This is a genomic window from Micromonospora sp. NPDC048839, from assembly GCF_040649915.1.
GTDB lineage: Bacteria > Actinomycetota > Actinomycetes > Mycobacteriales > Micromonosporaceae > Micromonospora.
In genome coordinates this window covers 1-18461 of the sequence record NZ_JBEZGL010000009.1, presented here as the reverse complement: position 1 = coordinate 18461, position 18461 = coordinate 1, and the positions used below count along the sequence as shown (strand labels likewise).

Below are 18461 nucleotides of genomic sequence, written 5' to 3'. Positions count from 1 at the left end.
GCACCGACGAGACTAGGAGGGCTGCCGGGCGTCCGCAATGGATATCGCCGTTACCGGCCGCCGACCCGGCGGGCGACCGCCAGCAGATACCCCTTGCGATCCAGCGGATCGTTGTCCCAGCGGGGCCGGGTGGGGCTGGGACCGGGCACCGGGCGGTAGCTGTCGAACTCGGTCTCCAACACGCCCTCGCCCCGGGTCAGCGCGGGCAGACGACGCTCCAGCGCGTGCACCCGGCCCGCCGGGATCTCGCCCCGCACCAGGTACGACGTGCCCCTCCCGATGGTGTCGGTCGGCACCGCGTCCAGTCGGGTGAGCGCGGGCAGCAGCGTGCCGAGGACGTCACCGGGCACCTCCAACCGGAAACGGTGCACCGGCTCGTGGACCCGCGTACGGGCACGGGTGAGCGCGGCCATCAGCACCAACGGGGTGAGATTGCGGAAGTCCCCGGCGGTGCTGGACATGCTCTTGTCGAAGCTGCCGTGGGAGTGGCTCTGCCGCGCCCAGTAGCCGGCGTGGGTCATCGTCACCTCGCAGTCGGGGACCTCCCAGCCGTGCAGACCCTGGCGCAGGGTCCGGCGCACGGACTCCTCCACGGCGGCGAAGAAGGCCGGTGGCATCGAACCCAGCTCGACGCCGAGGTGGAACCTCACACCGGCCCCGGTCGGCGCCGGGCCGATCCGCAGCCCGACGGTGGCCAGGAAGGGATTGGGCGCCACCGCGATCACCTCGACCGCCTCGCCGACGCCGCACATTCGCTCCACGTGCACCACGCTGGTCTCCCGGAACGTCACCCGCACGCCGAAGTCGTCGGCCAGGGTGGCCTGGATGACCTCCTTCTGCACCTCGCCGTAGAGCGACACACTGATCTCCTGCCGCCGGTCGTCCTGCCGCAGGTTGATCAGCGGGTCCTGTTCGGCGAGTTGGCTCAGCGCCGCGTGGAGCGCGACCCGGTCGGCGGGGCGCTCCGGCACCACCACCGTCTCCAGCGTGGGTGGCGCGAAGTGGCGGTCCGCGCCGGCACGTTCCGGGGGTACGCCGACCGGGTCGCCGATCCGCGCCTCGGTCACGCCCCACAGTCGGGCGATGTGGCCGGCGCCGACCGACGACGCCACCACGTCGGCCCCCTGGCTGGCGATACGTATCGCCGTGACCAGCGCGGCGTCGGCCGTACCGACCCGGAGCCGGTCACGGACCCGGATCGTGCCGGCGAAGAGCCGGACCAGGGCGATCCTCTCCCCCGCCGGTCCCCGCTCGATGGCGAACACGGTGCCGGAGACCGGGGCGTCCAGGTCACCCTGACCGGTCGGCAGCAGTTCGGTGATGCCGGCGATCAGCGCGTCCACGCCGGCGCCGGTGATCGCCGAGCCGGCGTACACGGGGTGCACCAGCGCCCGGCGGGTCCGCGCCGCCAACACTCGGCGCAGTCGTGGGTAGGGCACCGCCGAGGGGTCCGCGACCCAGTCGGCGAGCAGCCTGTCGTCCTGCCCCGCGAGCACGTCGAGCAGCTGGTCGGTGAACGCCAGGTCGGCCGGCCCATACGGCGAGCAGTGCGCGCCACGAGTGCCCGGCGCCGCCACCGAGCCCATCGCCACCACTGTCGGAGTGAGCTTCTCCGCGACGGCCCGCACGACCCGCTCGGGGTCCGCCCCGGCCCGGTCGACCTTGTTGACAAAGATCAGTGTCGGGATGCGCAGCCGGCGCAGGGTCCGCATCAGCACCCGGGTCTGCGGTTGGATCCCCTCCACCGCGGAGATCACCAGCACCGCGCCGTCGAGCACGCCGAGCACCCGCTCGACCTCGGCGATGAAGTCCGGGTGACCGGGCGTGTCGATCAGGTTGACGGTCACGTCGTCCAGCACGAAGGAGACGACGGCCGAGCGGATGGTGATCCCGCGTTGCCGTTCGAGGGCCAGGGAGTCCGTACGGGTGCTGCCCGCGTCGACACTGCCGAGCTGGTCGGTCACGCCAACGTCGTGCAACAGCCGCTCGGTCAGGCTGGTCTTACCGGCATCGACGTGAGCCAGGATGCCGAGGTTCAGGGTTTTCACGCAGCGTCAGGTCCTTCAGGTAGGCGACAGATCCCCTCTGGTCGGACATCGACGCAGCGCGCATGGTGGCTCCCTGGCTGTTGGTGGCGGTTTCGGGTAGTTCAGCAGGCCGTCGCGGCTCGGACAACCGATTTAGCCGGCGCTCCCGTTCACGTACCGTCCGGCTCCGCGACGCCGCGTGCTCACCTGATGCGGCTAGGTTCGCGCGGCACTGTCCGCCCCTGTTCCGGGAGAACCACCATCACCGCCACCTGGCCGTCGCCCCACGGCGGCACTGTCGCCACCGCACCGGACCTGCCGTCGGCGGCTGCGGATCGGGACCCGCGCGGCACACCGTCCGGCTGGACGGTGGCGAGTGGGGTGCCTCCCGCGCTCGTCGCGCTGGTGCTGGGCTGGTGGCGGCTGACCGGTCCGGCCCTCTGGGCCGACGAGTTGGCCACCTGGGGGGCGGTCCGGTTGAGCTGGTCGCAACTGTGGCAACTCGCTGGTTCGGTGGACGCCTGCCGGCCCCACGCCCCCCGGACGTGCTGCGCGTCGCCCCGCAGCGCAGCGACGGCAGGTTCCTGGCGACGGAGTGCCCGGCCGCCACCTGCCTCGGCACACCACCGCGCATCTGGGTCGTCGGGGCCGATCCCTCGGCCGACCCGCTGGGGGACATGGCACCCGGCAAACGGGATCGAATCAGCGCCGGCTACCGGGAGGCACAGCGCTGGCGCTACCCGCTGTTGAGCATCACCCTCCTGGTCCGCACGGCCTGAAGGACCCCGCAGCGGTGGGCGACCGGGGGCGATCGCGGAAGGAGAGCTTCCGCGATGCCTGGCAGACTCGCGGGCATGGTGGAGACCTCGGTGCGGCTGCTGCGGCTGCTGACCCTCCTGCAGGTTCGCCGGGAGTGGTCCGGCCCGGAGCTGGCCGAACGGCTGGCGGTCAGCACCCGCACCGTACGCACCGACGTGGAACGCCTGCGGGTGCTGGGCTACCAGATCGAGTCCCACCCGGGGGTCGCCGGAGGCTACCGGCTCGGCGCCGGCTCGGCCCTGCCGCCGCTGCTGCTCGACGACGACGAGGCCGTGGCGGTGGCCGTCGGGCTGCGGGCGGCCGCCGGCGGTTCGGTGACCGGAATCGAGGAGACGTCGCTGCGGGCGCTGGCGAAGCTGGAGCAGTCGCTGCCGTCGCGGTTGCGGCACCGGGTGGATGCCCTGCGGGCCGCGACGGTCTCCGCCGCGGGCGGCGGCCCGACCGTGGACGCCGACACGCTCACCGCCGTCTCGACGGCGGTGCACCGGGCGGAGCGCCTGCGCTTCGACTACGCCGGGCATGACGGTACGGCCACCGTGCGCGACGTCGAGCCGTACCGACTGGTCTACACCGGTCGGCGCTGGTACCTGCTGGGCTGGGACACCGACCGGGCCGACTGGCGCACCTTCCGCGCCGACCGGATCCGGCCCCGGGTGCCGACCGGTCCGCGCTTCACCCCCCGGGAGCCGCCCGGCGGCGACGCGGTCGCGCACGTGCTGCGCGGCGTCGGCTCCACCGCCTGGCCGCACCCCGCCCGGGTACGCCTGCACGCGTCGGCCGACCAGGTGGCCCAGCGGATCCCCACCACGGCCGGCCTGCTGGAGGCGATTGACGAGCAAACCTGCCTGCTGCACACCGGTGGGGAGTCGCTGAGCAACCTGGCCGCCTTCCTCAGCACCATCGAGGTCGACTTCGACGTGCTCGACCCGCCGGAGTTGCGCGCCGTGGTGCGTGCCGTCGCCGCCCGGTTCGGTCGGGCCGCTCAGGATTCGTAGCGGCCCTGCCGTCGCCGGTAGTAGGCGTAGGCGACCGCGGCGAGCAGTGGTCCCCACAGCAGCAGCGGGAGGTAGCAGGCATAGAAGATCCGGGCTTCCCACACGCCGCCCTGGGTGGGAAAGTCCGGCGGGAGCGGCGTACCTCCCATGGTCACTCCGACGGGTATCCGGATGAAGGCGCTGGTCCACAGGACGGTCAGGACCGTCGCGCCGAGCGTCGCGGGGATGAGGGCGGCCGGCGTCGGCACCCGCCGGCCACCCAGCCAGGGAATCCAGCGCGGGAACCGCTCTCCCCAGGCGGCGATGAGCCCGACGGCGGTGAACGCGATCAACTCCGCCCCGATCGAGAGGCAGATGAGGTACGCCCACCCGCCGAACCCGGTGCCGTCGCGTAACCCGGTCGGAAGCCGCCAGAGGCCCGACGGCAGCACGGTGAACGGGATGAGGTAGGCGGCGACTCGCGCCCAGCGGGGCACTCCCGCCACCGGGGCGTGGGCTTTGCGCCACGCCCCGGCCAGCCGATCACTTGTCGTCATGCCGCTCACGCTAGGAAACGAGCGTGCGCGGCACCTCCCTCCGGCGAGGGAGTGCGTTCCCCCGGGTCAGGGCTGCGGCACCAACCGGAACGACTGCGCGGCGGTGCCGTTGCAGGCGTACTGGATGAGTTGGACGCTGTCCGCCGTGGACGCTCCCGGCACGTCGAGGCACTTGCCGCTGAGCCGGTTGACCAGACGGTAGTAGCCGCCGCCCTCCGATTCGGCACGCCACTGCTGGTTGTTGCCGCCGCTGTAGGACCAGAGCTGGATCGGCGCCGAGTCGGCGGTCGACCGGTCGGTCACGTCGAGCACCTGGGCGGCGTTGGTGCGGTTGTTGACCCGCAGGTAGCCGCCGCTGGTCGGCGCGAACTGGTACTGCTGCGCCGCGCTGCTGTTGCAGGCGTACTGCTGGATGGCCGTGCCGTTCGCGCTGGCGGCGGCGCGCGCGTCCACGCACTTGCCGTTGCCCCGGTTGACCACCGTGTGCCAGGCGGTCGGTGAGATCGCGCCGTCGGTCGGCGCAGGCGTGGTCGGGGTGGTGGTGCCGGCGCCGGCGAGCCAGTGCAGTCCATCGATGAGCAGCTGGTTCTGCTGCGCGCTGTCGAACGTCGACGACAGCCCGGTGTTGGTGCTGTAGTTCATGGCGTTGTGCCCGAAGTTGGCGTAGAGCATCTTGTACTGCCGGTTGCTCCACACCAGCGGGTAGTACCCGCCGTACCAGGACTGGTTGGGGTCGGTGCCGACCGGGAAGCTGGACGCGTCGACCGAGGCGAGGATGTCGATGTTCGGGTTCTGCCGCAGGTCGTTGCTCCAGGAGTACCACTCGCTGATCGACGACGGGAAGGTCGCCGGGAGGTTCCGGGTGGCCGGGTGGGTGCGGTTGTCGGCGCGCATGGTGACCCGGGTGGGTCCCCAGGTGTTCGTCTGGAACGAGCCGGTGCCGAGGAAGGTGTTGTAGTACCAGCTCCAGCTCGACGGGTTGGTGGTGAACGCGCTGACGTGGAAGCCGAACCACGCCCCGCCGTTCTGCATGTACTGCTGGAACGCGGCCCGCTGCGCGGTGGGCGGCGCGTCGTCCAGGAACATGACGACCTTGTACTGGGCCAGGTTCGCGGTGTTCAGCAGGCCCCAGTTGTTGGTGGCCTCCCAGGAGAAGCCGTGCTGGGCGGCGGCCTGCGGGAACCAGGCCCGAGCGTCCCTGACGAAGTCGATGTGCGCCGCGTCCCAGGTGCCGTTGTAGAAGGCCAGGACCTTGAACGTCGGCGCGGCCTGCGCGGACCGCGAGGCGTTGACCGCGAGGCCGGCGCTCAGCGCGACCAGCAGAGCGACGAACAGCGACAAGATTCGTCTGGTACGGGAGGAGAGTTCTGCGATCACCTGATCGTCCCTTCGGTGGGGACGCGCGCCGCCGCGTCGACCTGCATTTGTTCACAAGGTTTACAGATAGACGAAAGGTTATGCGGTGGCACCGGCGGCGTCAATCATGGGTCGGCTGATCGGGTGGGATTCCGTTGCCAGCGGGTACTCCGGCCCGATGACCAGCCCGGACGCCGTCGACGTCGACACGCCCCTCGCCGTCGACGGGCCCGCCGCGCCGCACGACGCCAGCGGCGAGTGGGTGCCGACCCGTGACCTCGCCGGGCTCGCACCCGCGGCCCGGCCGGCCCACCGCTGGACTCCGCGCCGGGTGGTGGCCACCCCGGCCGCGCTGGAGCACCCGCACGGCCAGCGGATCGTCGAGCTGGTGCAGGCACAGGGCATCGAGGTGGAACACCTGCGAGCCAACCGACTCACCGGGGTACGCGGACAGACCGACCGGGAGACGTACGCGCGGGCCAAGGCCACCATGGCGATCGTGGTCAGCCCACCCTCGCGGCGCACCCTGCAACCCATCGCGCCCAGCGCCGACTGGCGGGTCGACCTGGCCGAGGGCTGCCCTGCGCACTGCCAGTACTGCTACCTCGCCGGTTCGCTGTCCGGCCCGCCGGTGACCCGGGTGTACGCGGATCTCGACGACATCCTGGACGGGTTGGCCGCGTACGCCGGGCGGGGAACGGTGACCAGCCGCAACGCGCGACGCGCCGACGAGGGGACCACCTTCGAGGCGTCCTGCTACACCGACCCGCTCGCGTTGGAGCACCTGACCGGCAGTTGGCGGCGGGCGGTGCAGCACTTCGCCGCCTGGGACGCGCCCGTGCAACTGCGCTGGACCACCAAGTACGCCGACGTGGACACCTTCGTCGGGCTGCCGCACGCCGGCCGTACCCGGGTCCGGTTCAGCGTCAACTGCGCGCCGGTGAGCGAACGGTTCGAGGGCGGCACCGCCCGGGTGCCGGAGCGGCTGGCCGCGCTGCGCCGGCTCGCGCTCGACGGCTACCCGGTCGGGCTGACCATCGCCCCGATCATCGCGCTGCCCGACTGGCGGGAGAGCTACGGCGAGTTGCTCGACCAGGTCCGCGCGGCGGTCGACGGGGTGCCGGAGCTGGACCTGACCGCCGAGCTGATCACCCACCGGTTCACGCCGGGCAGCAAGGAGGTGCTGCTGGGCTGGTACCCACGCACCCGGCTGGAGATGGACGAGGAGTCGCGCAGCCGCAAACACGGCAGGTTCGGCGCGATGAAGTACGTCTACCCGCGCGACACCATGGCCGAGCTGCGCGGCTGGTTCACCGCCGAGCTCGCCTCGCGGGTGCCGGCCTGCCGGATCCTCTACTGGACCTGAGCCGGTCCCGGCATGTTTCGGAAAACTTTCGCGAACCTCGCCGTCGTCGCTTGACGGCGACCGCCTCATCCACCAAAGTCGATGCGGGTGTATGTGGCGTGCCGTCGGGAGCCCGGCCGCCAGCGGGGCAGTGAGCGATGAGGTGTCGGGTGCGATGGGCAGCACCTGTTAGCGCTCACACTGTGCCGCACCGCTGTCCTGGCCACGGTGGCGGCGTGGCCCGACAGCGATCTGTCATGCAACGCGGCACTTCGCGTGTTCACGCCCCCGATCATCAGGAGAATGGTCCATGAGAAGACCCAGAGTCATCCGGGCCGCCGCGGTGTCCGCCGGCGCGGTGCTTGTGGCATCGACGGCGATCGCCGCGGCGATGCCGGCCGGGGCAGCGGCCGCTGGCTGTTCGGTGGATTACAGCGTGTCGTCGCAGTGGCAGGGCGGGTTCGGCGCCAACGTCGCCATCACCAATCTCGGTGATCCGGTCAGCAGCTGGACGTTGGCCTGGTCCTACAGCGCCGGTCAGACCGTCACGCAGGCGTGGAACACGACACTGACCCAGAGCGGTGCGGCGGTCACCGCCAGGAACGTCAGTTACAACGGGGCGATCGCCACCAACGGCACCGTCTCGTTCGGCTTCAACGGCGCGTGGACCGGCAGCAATCCCGCTCCGGCCAGCTTCACGCTCAACGGAGTGGCCTGCACCGGCGAACCGGCACCGACCACGCCACCGCCGACCAGCCCACCGCCGACGACTCCGCCACCAACCACCCCACCGCCAACCACTCCGCCCCCGAACGGGCCGGCGGACATCACGGTGAACAGCGCGACCAGATACCAGACGGTCGACGGGTTCGGGGCCGCGCAGTCGATCTGGGGTAGCGCCTGGTCGACGACGGACACCCAGACGCTCGTCGGGCTGGGCGCCAACCAGTTGGGGCTGTCCATCGTGCGGACCGGTCTGTCGCCGGTGTCCAGCGAGTGGGCGACGCACGTGGACTCGCTGAAGACGGCGGAGTCGTACGGGTCGAACGTGAAGATCCTCGCCTCGCCGTGGACCGCGCCGGCGGCCTGGAAGACGAACAACAGCCGGGTCAACGGCGGCAAGCTGAGGACCGACTACTACGACGACTACGCGAACCATCTGAACAGCTACGTGCAGTACATGCGTGGCCAGGGTGTGAACATCGACGTCACCTCGGTGCAGAACGAGCCGGACTGGCACCCCGATTACGACTCGATGGACTGGAGCGGCACCGAGCTGCGCAATTTCGTCCGGGACCAGGGCACGAAGGTGCAGAACACCAAGCTGATGGTCGCCGAGGCGGTCAACCTCAACTACAACTTCACCGATCCCACCCTGAACGACACCACCGCCCGCAACAACATCGGCTACCTCGGCGGGCACCTGTACGGCACCGAGGAGTCCGGTCGACTCAAGCCGTATCCCCTGGCCGCGCAGTACAACAAGCCGGTGTGGATGACCGAGTGGAACCTGCACGCCGCCGACGGTGGCGGCTCCAACATCTGGGGCAACCCCGCCAACGGCACGGTCTGGAACGAGACGCTCGACGACATCATGCGCACCGTGCACCGGTCGATGGAGGCGAACTGGAGCGCCTACATCTGGTGGTACGGCAAGCGCTACTACTCCTTCATCGGCGACGGTGAGTCGGCGTTCGGCACCGTCGCGGGCGCTCCGCTCAAGCGCGGCTACGCGTTCTCGCAGTACGCCAAGTACGTCCGCCCCGGCTACCAGCGGGTCGCCCTGACCAAGAGCTCCAAGGCCTCGCCGCTGGAGGTGACCGCCTACCAGGGCGACGGCAAGGTCACCCTGGTGATCCTCAACCGCTCGAACAGCGCGGTCACCAACGCCGTGGTCCAGGCGCCGCAGAACGTCACCCGGGCCGAGCACTATCTCACCTCGCAGAACGCCAACGCGGCCAGCCAACCGACAAGCGTCAACGGCGGTCAGGCCACCATCAACGTGGCCGCCCGCAGCATCTCCACGCTCGTGTTCACCCTCTGAGGGCCGCGCCGCCCAGGCGGGCGTGTGGGTGTTGGATCGCGCATCCGCACCCACACGCCCCACCGGCCGCCTCCGTCGGGGCGGACGCGGTATCGACCGGCCGGGTCAGCCAACGCGCCTGCTGGAGGGCAGCGCGTCAGCCGACCGACGAACGGGCGACCGGCGCGGCGAAGAAGGTGTCCGGGTACGGCTCGTCGCGCAGGCTGTAGTGCCACCACTCACGGTCGTAGTTGACGAAGCCGGCGTCGGTCATCAGCCGCTGCAACAACCGCCGGTTGTCTCGCGCCGTCCCGGTGACGCGGGGGTCGGCGGTGTGCGCCCGGGAGTCGAAACAGTCGAATCCCGTACCCATGTCGATGCTGTTGTCCGCGAAGCGCCGCCCCGGGGGCGCGGTGCAGGCGACGAGCGGCTGCCCACGCCGGTACGCGGGCTGGCCGGCGGCGGGATCGTCCACGAGCGTCAGGTCCATGGTGCTGCCACGGCTGTGCGCGGTGGGCGCCCCGACGTAGCCCTCGGCGAAGAGCCGGTCCTTGGCCAGGTCCGGGTAGAACTCGGCCTTGGTCTGCTGCTCGCCGGGGCGCTTCGACCAGGCGACGAAGTCGTCCACCGCCGGCTGCGGGCGGTAGCAGTCGTACACCTTGAGGCTGTGCCCGCTGGCCAGGGCGGCGTCCTGCACCTGGCGCAGCGCCTCGGCAGCCTGCCGGGTGAGCAGGCACAGCGGCTCCGGGTAGCCGGTGATCGGGCGGCCCACGAAGTTGTGCGCCGTGGCGTAGCGGATGTCGGCGTGGATGCGCGGGTCGACGTCGCTCAGGTCCACGAATCCGGGCAGCCGGCCCACGGCGGAGCTGGACGTCGCCGGGGTGGGTGTCGCGGGGGTCGGCCGCGGGGTGGGACTCACCGGTGTCGACGGGGGCGCGGCCGGCGTGGGGCGGAACTCCGGCCCCGAGCAACCGGCGAGCAGCGCGGCGAACACGAGCGCGACGGCGATCCGGTGACCCACCTCTCCTGTCTATCAGCCGGACCGGCGGCGCGGGCCGGATGCACCCGTTCCGGGTCGGCCCCGCTCGGCACGTGACCCGGTCAACCCTCGGTCAGGTGTGCGCGCAGGAAGACCAGCGCCGACTCGTCGTCGTCGATCCCGCCGGCCTCGTGGCCGTTGTAGCGCCACACCGCCAACTCGCTCGGCCCGGCGTGGGCGTTGACCGCCGCGTAGACCGTCGACGGCGGGACGATCTCGTCCATCAACGCCACCGAGTACCGCGCCGGGCGGCGGCAGCGGCGGGCGAAGTTGACCCCGTCGACGTACGCGAGGGTGGTCAGCACCTGCTCCTCGGCGTTCCGGTGGATCGCCAGGTAGTCGCGGATCTCCCGGTAGGGGCGGGCGGCGGTGGTCACCACCGCGCGCGGGATGTCGCAGAGGAACGGTACGAACGCGACCACCGCCCGCACCCCGGGTGCCAACGCGCCGGCCGCGAGCGCCAGTCCTCCGCCCTGACTGTGCCCGAGCACCGCCACCCGGGTCGGGTCGACGATCGGCAGGGTCCGGACGGCGTCCACCGCCCGGACGGCGTCGGTGATCAGCCGCCGGTAGTAGTAGGTCTTCGGGTCGGCGATGCCCCGGGTGGCGACGCCGGGCGCCTCCGGCCCGGCCGCGCCGAGGTCCGGGGTGTCGCCTCGGCTCCAGCCCGAGCCCTGCCCCCGGGTGTCCATCTGCAGGTGCGCGAACCCGGCGGCGGCCCAGAGCAGGTTCTCCAGCGGGTGCCCGCGCCCGCCGCCGTAGCCGGCGAACTGGACCACCGTCGGCAACGCCGTGTCGGCGCCGCGCGGCACCCGCAGCCAGGCCCGCACGGACTGGCCGGCGAAACCCGCGAAGGTCACGTCGAACACGTCGATGCTGTCCAACCCGGTCGCGACCGGCTCGGCCCGCACCGGCCAGCCGGCACGCCGGGCCTCGGTCAGGGTGTCGGCCCAGAAATCGTCGAAGTCCGCGGGGTCCTGGACGACGCCGCGGTAGTCGCGCAGCTGTTCCTCAGGTAGATCGGTGTACATGCCGTCCTCGGTCGACGAAGTTCCGGAAAGATTCCGTAACTTCGCCGAACGCTAGAACCGACCTGGCATGTCGTCAACCCCCGTCGGTGAGGCAAGATGGCGCGTGGAACGGGCACACCGTTCCGGGATCCTCGGTTGACGACGTCTCGTGGTCGTTCTTCCGGCTCGGTGAAGGAGACGCGGGTGGGCGCGGACGACGGACGCAGGGTGACCATCACCGCGATCGCACGGGAGGCCGGGGTGTCGGTGCCGACCGTGTCACGGGTGCTCAACGGTCGCTCCGATGTCGCCCCGGACACCCGGGAGCGGGTCGAGGAGTTGCTGCGCCACCACGGTTACCGGCGACGCACCAGCCGCAGCGTTCGCCGCGCCGGCCTCGTCGACCTGGTCTTCAACGACCTGGACAGCCCCTGGGCCGTGGAGATCATCCGGGGCGTGGAGGATGTCGGGCACGGCGCGGGTGTCGGCACGGTGGTCTCCGCGATCCACCGGCAGCCCACCGCGGCCCGGCAGTGGCTGCAGAACCTGCGCACCCGGGCCACCGACGGCGTCATCTTCGTGACCTCGCACCTGAGCCCGCCGCTGCACGCGCAACTGCGCCGCCTCAACGTGCCGGTGGTGGTCGTCGACCCGTCCGGCGTGCCGGCCATGGACGTCCCGACGATCGGCGCCACCAACTGGGCCGGCGGGCTCGCCGCTACCGAACACCTGCTCGCGATCGGGCACCGGCGCATCGGCCTGGTGGCGGGGCCGACGCACCTGCTGTGCAGCCGGGCGCGCCTCGACGGTTACCGGGCCGGGTTGGAGGGCGCCGGGGTGCCGGTGGACGACGCGCTCGTCTATCCGGGCGACTTCTACCACGCCTCCGGGTTCGCCGGCGCGACCGCGCTGCTCGACCTCGCCGACCCGCCGACCGGCATCTTCGCCGCGAGTGACCAGATGGCCTTCGGCGTCTACGAGGCCATCCGGCGCCGTGGGCTGCGGGTGCCGGACGACGTGAGCGTCGTCGGCTTCGACGACCTGCCGGAGGCGCGCTGGGCATCGCCACCGCTGACCACGGTGCGGCAGCCGTTGGTCGAGATGGGACGGTTGGCGGCTCGGACCGTGCTGCGCCTGGCCCAGGGCGAGGGCATCGACTCGCCACGTGTGGAACTCGCCACGGAACTTGTCGTCCGCGACAGCACCGCCCCACCGTCCGGGTCGCCCAGCCCGTCGTGAGGCCCGACCTGGGACGGTAACCGGTTGGACCAGTTCCGATCCGCTCCCGAGAATTTCGGTTGCCGGGCTGACCGGCTGGCGCTTCCGCTGGCGCGGTGAGCGGCCGAGAGCCGCCCACCGCGCCGCGTGCTCAGTGGTGGTGGTGCGCGCGGACGGCCTTGCGAATGGTCACCGGCAGCGCGGGCGCGCCATCGACCGGCGCCGGATCCTCGGCGGTCGGTGCCACTCCCCCGGCGGCGATCCGGTCCAGGGTGGCCAGCCCGGCCGCATCGACCTCACCGAAGATCGTGTAGTTGGGGCGCAGCGCCGAGTTCGCGTAGACCAGGAAGAACTGGCTGCCGTTGGTGTCCGGCCCCGCGTTGGCCATGGCCAGCACGCCCCGGGCGTACACCCGGCGTTCCCCGGTCGGGTCGGTGGGCGCCGGCGGCAGGTCGGTCGGCAGTTCGTCGCGGTACCGGTAGCCCGGGCCGCCCTCGCCGGTGCCCGACGGGTCACCGCACTGCAGCACGCTCAGCGTCGGGTACGCGGTGAGCCGGTGGCACGGGGTGCGGTCGTAGAAACGCTTGCCGACCAGGTGCAGGAAGCTCTGTACGGTGCACGGTGCGGCGGCCCGGTCCAGCGTCAACCCGATCGGTCCGTGGTTGGTCGTCAGGGTCACCCGGACGCTGCCCCGGGCCGGGGTGCGCCGTGGGTCGGGCGGCAGCGGCACCGGCCGGGCCGCGGGTTCGTCGGGTGTCTCGGCGTACGCACACGGGCCGTGGGTGGTGCGCGGCGGTCGGGTGGCGGCGTCAGCAGCGGCGGAAGCACCCTCGGGGGCGGCGGGCGCGGCGACCGCGCTCGGGGACGCCCCGACGACGAGCGCCCCGGCGAGCACGGTCACCCCCGCGAGGCGGGACAGGACGTGCACCGGCCGGCGGGGTGCCGCCACGCCGCGGTGCGGTTCGAGTTCACTCGACACGGTGATCCTCCTGGACTCGTGGTGCCAGAAAGACCGGAGTCTATGGATGCCAGCGCCTGGTGTCGATCCGTCCGGCAAGTCAGCGGCTCAGGGCAGCCGACGGCGACGCCGCCACAGCAGCCCGCCCAACAGCGCCAGCACCCCCGCGCCACTCAGCGCGGTCACCGACCACAACCACCCCGAGCCGGTACGCGCGGGTCCGCTGGCCGCCGCCGGCCGGGGCGCACCGGGCGCGGCCAGCGCGGACGGCGTCGCCGACGCGGTGGCGGTCAACTCCCCCGCTTCGACCAGCCGACCCACGGAGGCGTCCCGGGGCAGCGTGAAGCCCCAGTCCAGCAGTGCCGCGCCCTGCTCCCAGCCGCGCAGCGGCGCCGGTTCGGCACCCAACAGGGTCACCACCAGCCGCCGCCCGCCGCGTTCCGCCGCGCCCACGTAGGTGTGCCGGGCCAGATCGGTGAAGCCGGTCTTGCCGCCGAGCGCGCCCGGATACCGGTAGATGAGCTGGTTCTCGTTCTGGATCTGGAAACCCTTGGTGCGCTGCGCCGGCTGGGTGGGAATCTGCGCCTGCTCGGTCAGCGCGTACCGGCGGAAGGTCGGGTCGGCGAAGCAGGCCCGGGCGATCAGCGCCAGGTCGTACGCGCTGGTGAACTGCCCCTTGCCGTCCAGCCCCGACGGGGTGACCGCGTGTGTCTGCAGCGCGCCCAGGTGGTGGGCCTGCTCGTTCATGGCGCGTACGCCGGCGGCGCTGTCCGTCCCGCTGCCGAGCCGGGCCAGCGCGTTGGCGGCCTCGTTGCCGGAGTTGAGCAGCAGCCCGAGCCAGATGGTCTCGATGGTGTACCGACCGCCCGCGACGAGTCCCACGGCGGAGGAGCCGGGCTCGATGCGCATGTCGTCCTCGGTGACGGTGACCGTCTGCTTCGGGTCCAACCGAGGCAGCATCGTGGCCGCCAACAGGAGCTTCTGCACGCTGGCCGGGGTGCCGTACTCGTGTGGTCCGCACCCGCCGAGCACCTGGCCGCTGTCCAGGTCGGCGACCAGCCACGACGTGGCGGTGATCGCCGGTGGCGCGGGGGCGTCGGCCGGCACGACCAGGCCGGTCGTGTCCAGGGCCGCCCCGCCGACCACCCGCTGCGCGGGAACCGTGGGCGGGGGTGCGGGTCGGGGCGGGCGGGACACCGCCGGGGCCGGCGCCCGCGGGCACCGCACGGTTGCCCCGGCGGACGCTCCCGCGGCGGCGACCGGCGCGGGAGCGAGCAGGATGGCGGACGCCGTGGCCGCCAGCAGCGCAGCTCTCATGTGCCCGACCCTAGCCAACAAGATCGCTCGGCGGGACGGGATGACCCGGTCGGTCAACCGCCTCGCCGCCACCGCGCAGGTAGTCGTGCAGGGCGGCAGTGCCCCGCAGCCGGCGCAGGCTGCGGATGTGCAGGTCCTGCTCGCGGCGGGCCAGCTCGGCGCGGACGCGCTGGGGGCTGCCGGTGGTCCGCAGCTCCTCCAGCACCGCCTCGATGATCTCGAACGGGTACGCGCCCCGGCGCAGCAGCGCGATGACCTGCGCGGCACGTAGTTCCACCTCGTCGTACACCCGGTAGTTGGTGCCCGGGGCGCGGCCCGGCCGCAGCAGCTCACGCTGCTCCCAGAGCCGAAGCTGGGAGGTTCGGACCCCGACCAGGGCGGCGACCTCGCCGATGCGGGCGGCGCGGCGTGGTGCGGGCCGCGCCAACGGTGGGCTGGCCAGCACGGTCACGAAGGCGCCGAGCACCCGGCGGATCTCGGCGCGTTCCCGGTCCAGCTCGGCGTGACCACCGTCGAGCGCGGCCAGGGCAGCCGGCAGGTCACCCCGATGCACCGCCGCCATGATCTCCCGCGCGCGGCTCCAGCCGTGCCCCTCGGCCAGCCGCCGCGCGACGCTCAGCGCCCTGGCGTGCGCGGTCGTGAAGATCCGGTAGCCGCTCGGGGTCCGCCGCGCCGGGGGCAGCACACCCTGCTCGACGTAGTTGCGCACCTGCTGCACCGAGATCCCGACGGTGGCCGCCAGGTCCACGGCCCGGAGCCGATCCTTCGGGGAGACGTCCACGCGAGCCACCGTACCGCTTACGACATGATTTGAGACTTTCCCGGACGTGCTGTTGCCCTCCGCGCTCGGTTGTCGACGAAAGTCTCTACATGATGATGAATGAGACAATGGAATCCGCCAGCATCGGTGGGGCACAGTCCCGCCACGACTCCGTGAAGGGTTCGCATGTCGCAGCCAGCATGGTCCGCCGCCGACAGCCACGACATGATCGAGGTACGCGGGGCGCGGGAGAACAATCTCGCCGACGTCTCGGTCGACATCCCCAAACGCCGGCTGACCGTCTTCACCGGCGTCTCGGGTTCGGGCAAGTCGTCGCTGGTCTTCGGCACCATCGCCGCCGAGTCCCAGCGCATGATCAACGAGACCTACAGCGCGTTCCTCCAGTCGTTCATGCCGAACCTCAACCGGCCGGACGTCGACTCGCTGCGCAACCTCAGCGCGGCCATCGTCGTCGACCAGGAGCGGATGGGCGTCAACTCCCGCTCCACCGTCGGCACCGCCACCGACGCGTACGCCATGCTGCGGATCCTCTTCAGCAGGCTCGGCCAGCCATCCATCGGCGGCGCCGGGGCGTTCAGCTTCAACCTGCCCGAGGGCATGTGCCCCACCTGCGAGGGGCTGGGCCGCGTCTCCGACCTCGACATCAACGAGTTGGTGGACGTCGAGCGCTCCCTCAACGACGGCGCCATCACCGTGCCGAACTTCGCCGTCGACTCCTGGTACTGGCAGACGATGGTCGGCTCCGGCCTGTTCGACCCGGACGTCAAACTCCAGGACTTCACCCCGCAACAGTGGGAGGACTTCCTCCACAAGCCGTCCACGAAGATCAAGATGGGCAGCAACAACTGGACGTACGAGGGCCTGGTGGTCAAGGTCAAGCGGCTCTACCTGGCCAAGGACCGCGAGTCGATGCAACCGCACATCCGCGCCTTCGTCGACCGGGCGGTCACCTTCACCACCTGCGGCGACTGCGGCGGCACCCGACTCAACGCGGCGGCCCTGTCGTCGCGAATCGCCGGACGCACCATCGCCGACTGCTCGGCGATGCAGATCAGCGACCTGGCGACGGTCGTGCGCGGCATCGACGACCCGGGGGTCGCACCACTGATCGCCAACCTGCGCGACCTGCTGGAGTCCCTGGTCGAGATCGGACTGGGCTACCTCAGCCTGGACCGGGAGTCGGCCACCCTCTCCGGCGGTGAGGCGCAGCGGGTCAAGATGGTCCGGCACCTCGGCTCCAGCCTCTCCGACGTCACGTACGTCTTCGACGAACCCACCGTCGGCCTGCACCCGCACGACATCGCCCGGATGAACGACCTGCTGCTACGACTGCGCGACAAGGGCAACACGGTGCTGGTGGTCGAGCACAAGCCGGAGACCATCGCCATCGCCGACCACGTCGTCGACCTCGGGCCCGGGGCCGGCACCGACGGCGGCCGCATCTGCTTCACCGGCGACGTGCCCGCGCTGCGCCGCTCCGACACCCTCACCGGCCGGCACCTGGACCACCGGGTGACCCTGCGCGAGCAGGTACGCCAACCCGCCGGGCAGCTCGCCATCCGCCAGGCCGACCTGCACAACCTGCGCGACGTGGACGTGGACCTCCCGCTCGGCGTGCTCACCGTGGTCACCGGCGTGGCCGGCTCCGGCAAGAGTTCGCTGATCCACGGGTCGCTGCGCGGCCGGTCCGGGGTGGTGATCGTGGACCAGTCCCCCATCCGCGGGTCCCGACGCAGCAACCCGGCCACCTACAGCGGGCTGCTCGACCCGATCCGTACCGCCTTCGCCAAGGCCAACGGCGTCAAGGCGGCCCTGTTCAGCGCCAACTCCGAGGGCGCCTGCCCGGCCTGCAAGGGAATCGGGCTGATCTACACGGACCTGGCGATGATGGCCGGTGTCGCCAGCGTCTGCGAACGGTGCGAGGGTCGACGCTTCACCGACGAGGTGCTCACGTACACGCTGCGCGGCAAGAACATCAGCGAGGTGCTGGCCATGTCGGTCACCGAGGCGTACGGGTTCTTCCCCGGTGGTCCGGCGCACCTCATCCTCGGCCGGCTGGTCGACGTCGGGCTGGGCTACCTCAGCCTCGGCCAACCGTTGACCACCCTGTCCGGCGGGGAACGGCAACGACTCAAGCTCGCCATCCACCTGGCGGAGAAGACCACCACCTACGTGCTGGACGAACCCACCACCGGCCTGCACCTGGCCGACGTGGACCAACTGCTCGCCCTGCTCGATCGGATGGTCGACGCCGGCAACACGGTGATCGTCATCGAGCACCACCAGGCCGTCATGGCCCACGCGGACTGGCTCATCGACCTGGGGCCGGGCGCCGGCCACGACGGCGGTCGGATCGTCTTCACCGGCACGCCTGCCGACCTGGTCGCCCGTGGTGACACGCTGACCGCCACCCACCTGCGCGAGTACGTCAACGAACCGGCGGTGACCCGACAGGGGTAGGCGGCCAGCGGCGGGCGGCGCAGGTCAGGCCACGCGGCGCAGCCAGCGCCGCTGCCAGGGCGTCTCCACCGCCTTGGGGTGGTAACCCTCCCGGACCCACGACACCGCCCGATCGGCCGGCAGGCCGTCGAGAATCGCCAACGCGGCCAACGCGGTACCGGTACGCCCCACCCCACCCCGACAGGCCACCTCGACGCGCGCGCCGTCGTGGGCGCGCCGCAACGCCGCCCGCAGCGCGTCGAGGGCATCCGCCCGATCGGTCGGCACCCAGAAATCGGGCCACCGGATCCGCCGGTACGGCCAGGCCGGGGCCGGGCCGGGCGCCAACAGCAGGGCGAAGTCGGCGGGCGACGTCACCGCGGCGACGCGACGCCCGCGTACCGTCACCCCGCTGGGGAGTACGAGCAAACCAGACTGCTCGGGCCAGGGCTGAGATCCAGTCACCCGAGCGATTATGCCGCTCCCGGACCGACAGGTGGGCACAGACAGCGCCGCCCCCGGCCTTGTGGACCGGGGGCGGCGCTGGTGTCGGTGTGCAGGTCGCCTCTCGGCGAGTGGCGCGACGCGGCTCCAGCCG

15 protein-coding genes are annotated in these 18461 nt (G+C 71.8%); 6 read left to right on the top strand and 9 right to left on the bottom strand.

The window, feature by feature from the left end; translation table 11 throughout:
• Positions 1-50: 50 nt before the first annotated feature.
• Positions 51-2048, bottom strand: coding sequence for a translation factor GTPase family protein (locus tag AB0C25_RS18315; protein ID WP_357374525.1), 1998 nt, complete (start codon positions 2046-2048; stop codon positions 51-53).
• 473 nt (positions 2049-2521) lie between these two features.
• Here AB0C25_RS18315 and AB0C25_RS18310 point away from each other — a divergent pair, with 473 nt between their 5' ends.
• Complete coding sequence (locus AB0C25_RS18310; RefSeq protein WP_357374523.1) at positions 2522-2806, top strand: hypothetical protein; 285 nt, start codon at positions 2522-2524, stop codon at positions 2804-2806.
• Positions 2807-2881: 75 nt separating this feature from the next.
• Entirely contained in the window at positions 2882-3841 is a 960-nt protein-coding gene (locus AB0C25_RS18305) for a YafY family protein (protein WP_357375026.1), read from the top strand.
• On the opposite strand, the gene AB0C25_RS18300 is transcribed toward AB0C25_RS18305, so the two are convergent.
• Together AB0C25_RS18300 and AB0C25_RS18295 are read right to left on the bottom strand one after the other, a co-directional pair.
• A complete protein-coding gene (locus AB0C25_RS18300) occupies positions 3829-4377 on the bottom strand; it encodes a hypothetical protein (RefSeq protein WP_357374521.1) in 549 nt (182 codons plus the stop codon). The two genes, AB0C25_RS18305 and AB0C25_RS18300, sit on opposite strands and share 13 nt — an antisense overlap.
• 66 nt (positions 4378-4443) lie before the next feature.
• Positions 4444-5754, bottom strand: coding sequence for an RICIN domain-containing protein (locus AB0C25_RS18295; RefSeq protein WP_357374518.1), 1311 nt, complete (start codon positions 5752-5754; stop codon positions 4444-4446).
• A 157-nt stretch (positions 5755-5911) separates the two neighbouring features.
• Between AB0C25_RS18295 and AB0C25_RS18290 the strand changes: the two genes are divergently transcribed.
• Together AB0C25_RS18290 and AB0C25_RS18285 are read left to right on the top strand one after the other, a co-directional pair.
• Complete coding sequence (locus AB0C25_RS18290) at positions 5912-7099, top strand: spore photoproduct lyase family protein (RefSeq protein WP_357374516.1); 1188 nt, start codon at positions 5912-5914, stop codon at positions 7097-7099.
• A 289-nt stretch (positions 7100-7388) separates the two neighbouring features.
• Positions 7389-9122, top strand: a complete 1734-nt coding sequence (locus AB0C25_RS18285) for a cellulose binding domain-containing protein (protein WP_357374513.1) — start codon at positions 7389-7391, stop codon at positions 9120-9122.
• Between the two features lie 136 nt (positions 9123-9258).
• Here AB0C25_RS18285 and AB0C25_RS18280 read toward each other — a convergent pair whose 3' ends face one another.
• Together AB0C25_RS18280 and AB0C25_RS18275 are read right to left on the bottom strand one after the other, a co-directional pair.
• Complete coding sequence (locus tag AB0C25_RS18280) at positions 9259-10122, bottom strand: M15 family metallopeptidase (protein WP_357374511.1); 864 nt, start codon at positions 10120-10122, stop codon at positions 9259-9261.
• Between the two features lie 80 nt (positions 10123-10202).
• Positions 10203-11171 (bottom strand): acetylxylan esterase, encoded by a 969-nt coding sequence (locus AB0C25_RS18275; protein ID WP_357374509.1) that lies wholly within the window; start codon positions 11169-11171, stop codon positions 10203-10205.
• A 183-nt stretch (positions 11172-11354) separates the two neighbouring features.
• On the opposite strand from AB0C25_RS18275, the gene AB0C25_RS18270 reads away from it, so the two are divergent.
• Positions 11355-12389, top strand: a complete 1035-nt coding sequence (locus AB0C25_RS18270; protein ID WP_357374506.1) for a LacI family DNA-binding transcriptional regulator — start codon at positions 11355-11357, stop codon at positions 12387-12389.
• A gap of 130 nt (positions 12390-12519) precedes the next feature.
• Here the strand turns inward: AB0C25_RS18270 and AB0C25_RS18265 are convergent, their stop codons facing one another.
• The 3 genes from AB0C25_RS18265 to AB0C25_RS18255 all read right to left on the bottom strand — a co-directional run bounded on the left by AB0C25_RS18265 (position 12520) and on the right by AB0C25_RS18255 (position 15424).
• On the bottom strand, positions 12520-13347 hold the full coding sequence (locus AB0C25_RS18265) for a peptidylprolyl isomerase (protein WP_357374504.1): 828 nt from the start codon (positions 13345-13347) through the stop codon (positions 12520-12522).
• 87 nt (positions 13348-13434) lie between these two features.
• Positions 13435-14643 carry a D-alanyl-D-alanine carboxypeptidase gene (locus AB0C25_RS18260; protein WP_357374502.1) on the bottom strand — a complete coding sequence of 403 codons (1209 nt, stop codon included), beginning with the start codon at positions 14641-14643 and terminating at the stop codon, positions 13435-13437.
• Positions 14644-14653: 10 nt separating this feature from the next.
• Positions 14654-15424, bottom strand: a complete 771-nt coding sequence (locus AB0C25_RS18255) for a MerR family transcriptional regulator (protein WP_357374500.1) — start codon at positions 15422-15424, stop codon at positions 14654-14656.
• 165 nt (positions 15425-15589) lie between these two features.
• Between AB0C25_RS18255 and AB0C25_RS18250 the strand changes: the two genes are divergently transcribed.
• Positions 15590-17884 (top strand): excinuclease ABC subunit UvrA, encoded by a 2295-nt coding sequence (locus tag AB0C25_RS18250; protein WP_357374498.1) that lies wholly within the window; start codon positions 15590-15592, stop codon positions 17882-17884.
• A 24-nt stretch (positions 17885-17908) separates the two neighbouring features.
• Here the strand turns inward: AB0C25_RS18250 and AB0C25_RS18245 are convergent, their stop codons facing one another.
• On the bottom strand, positions 17909-18328 hold the full coding sequence (locus AB0C25_RS18245; RefSeq protein ID WP_357374495.1) for a protein-tyrosine phosphatase family protein: 420 nt from the start codon (positions 18326-18328) through the stop codon (positions 17909-17911).
• Positions 18329-18461 lie beyond the last annotated feature (133 nt).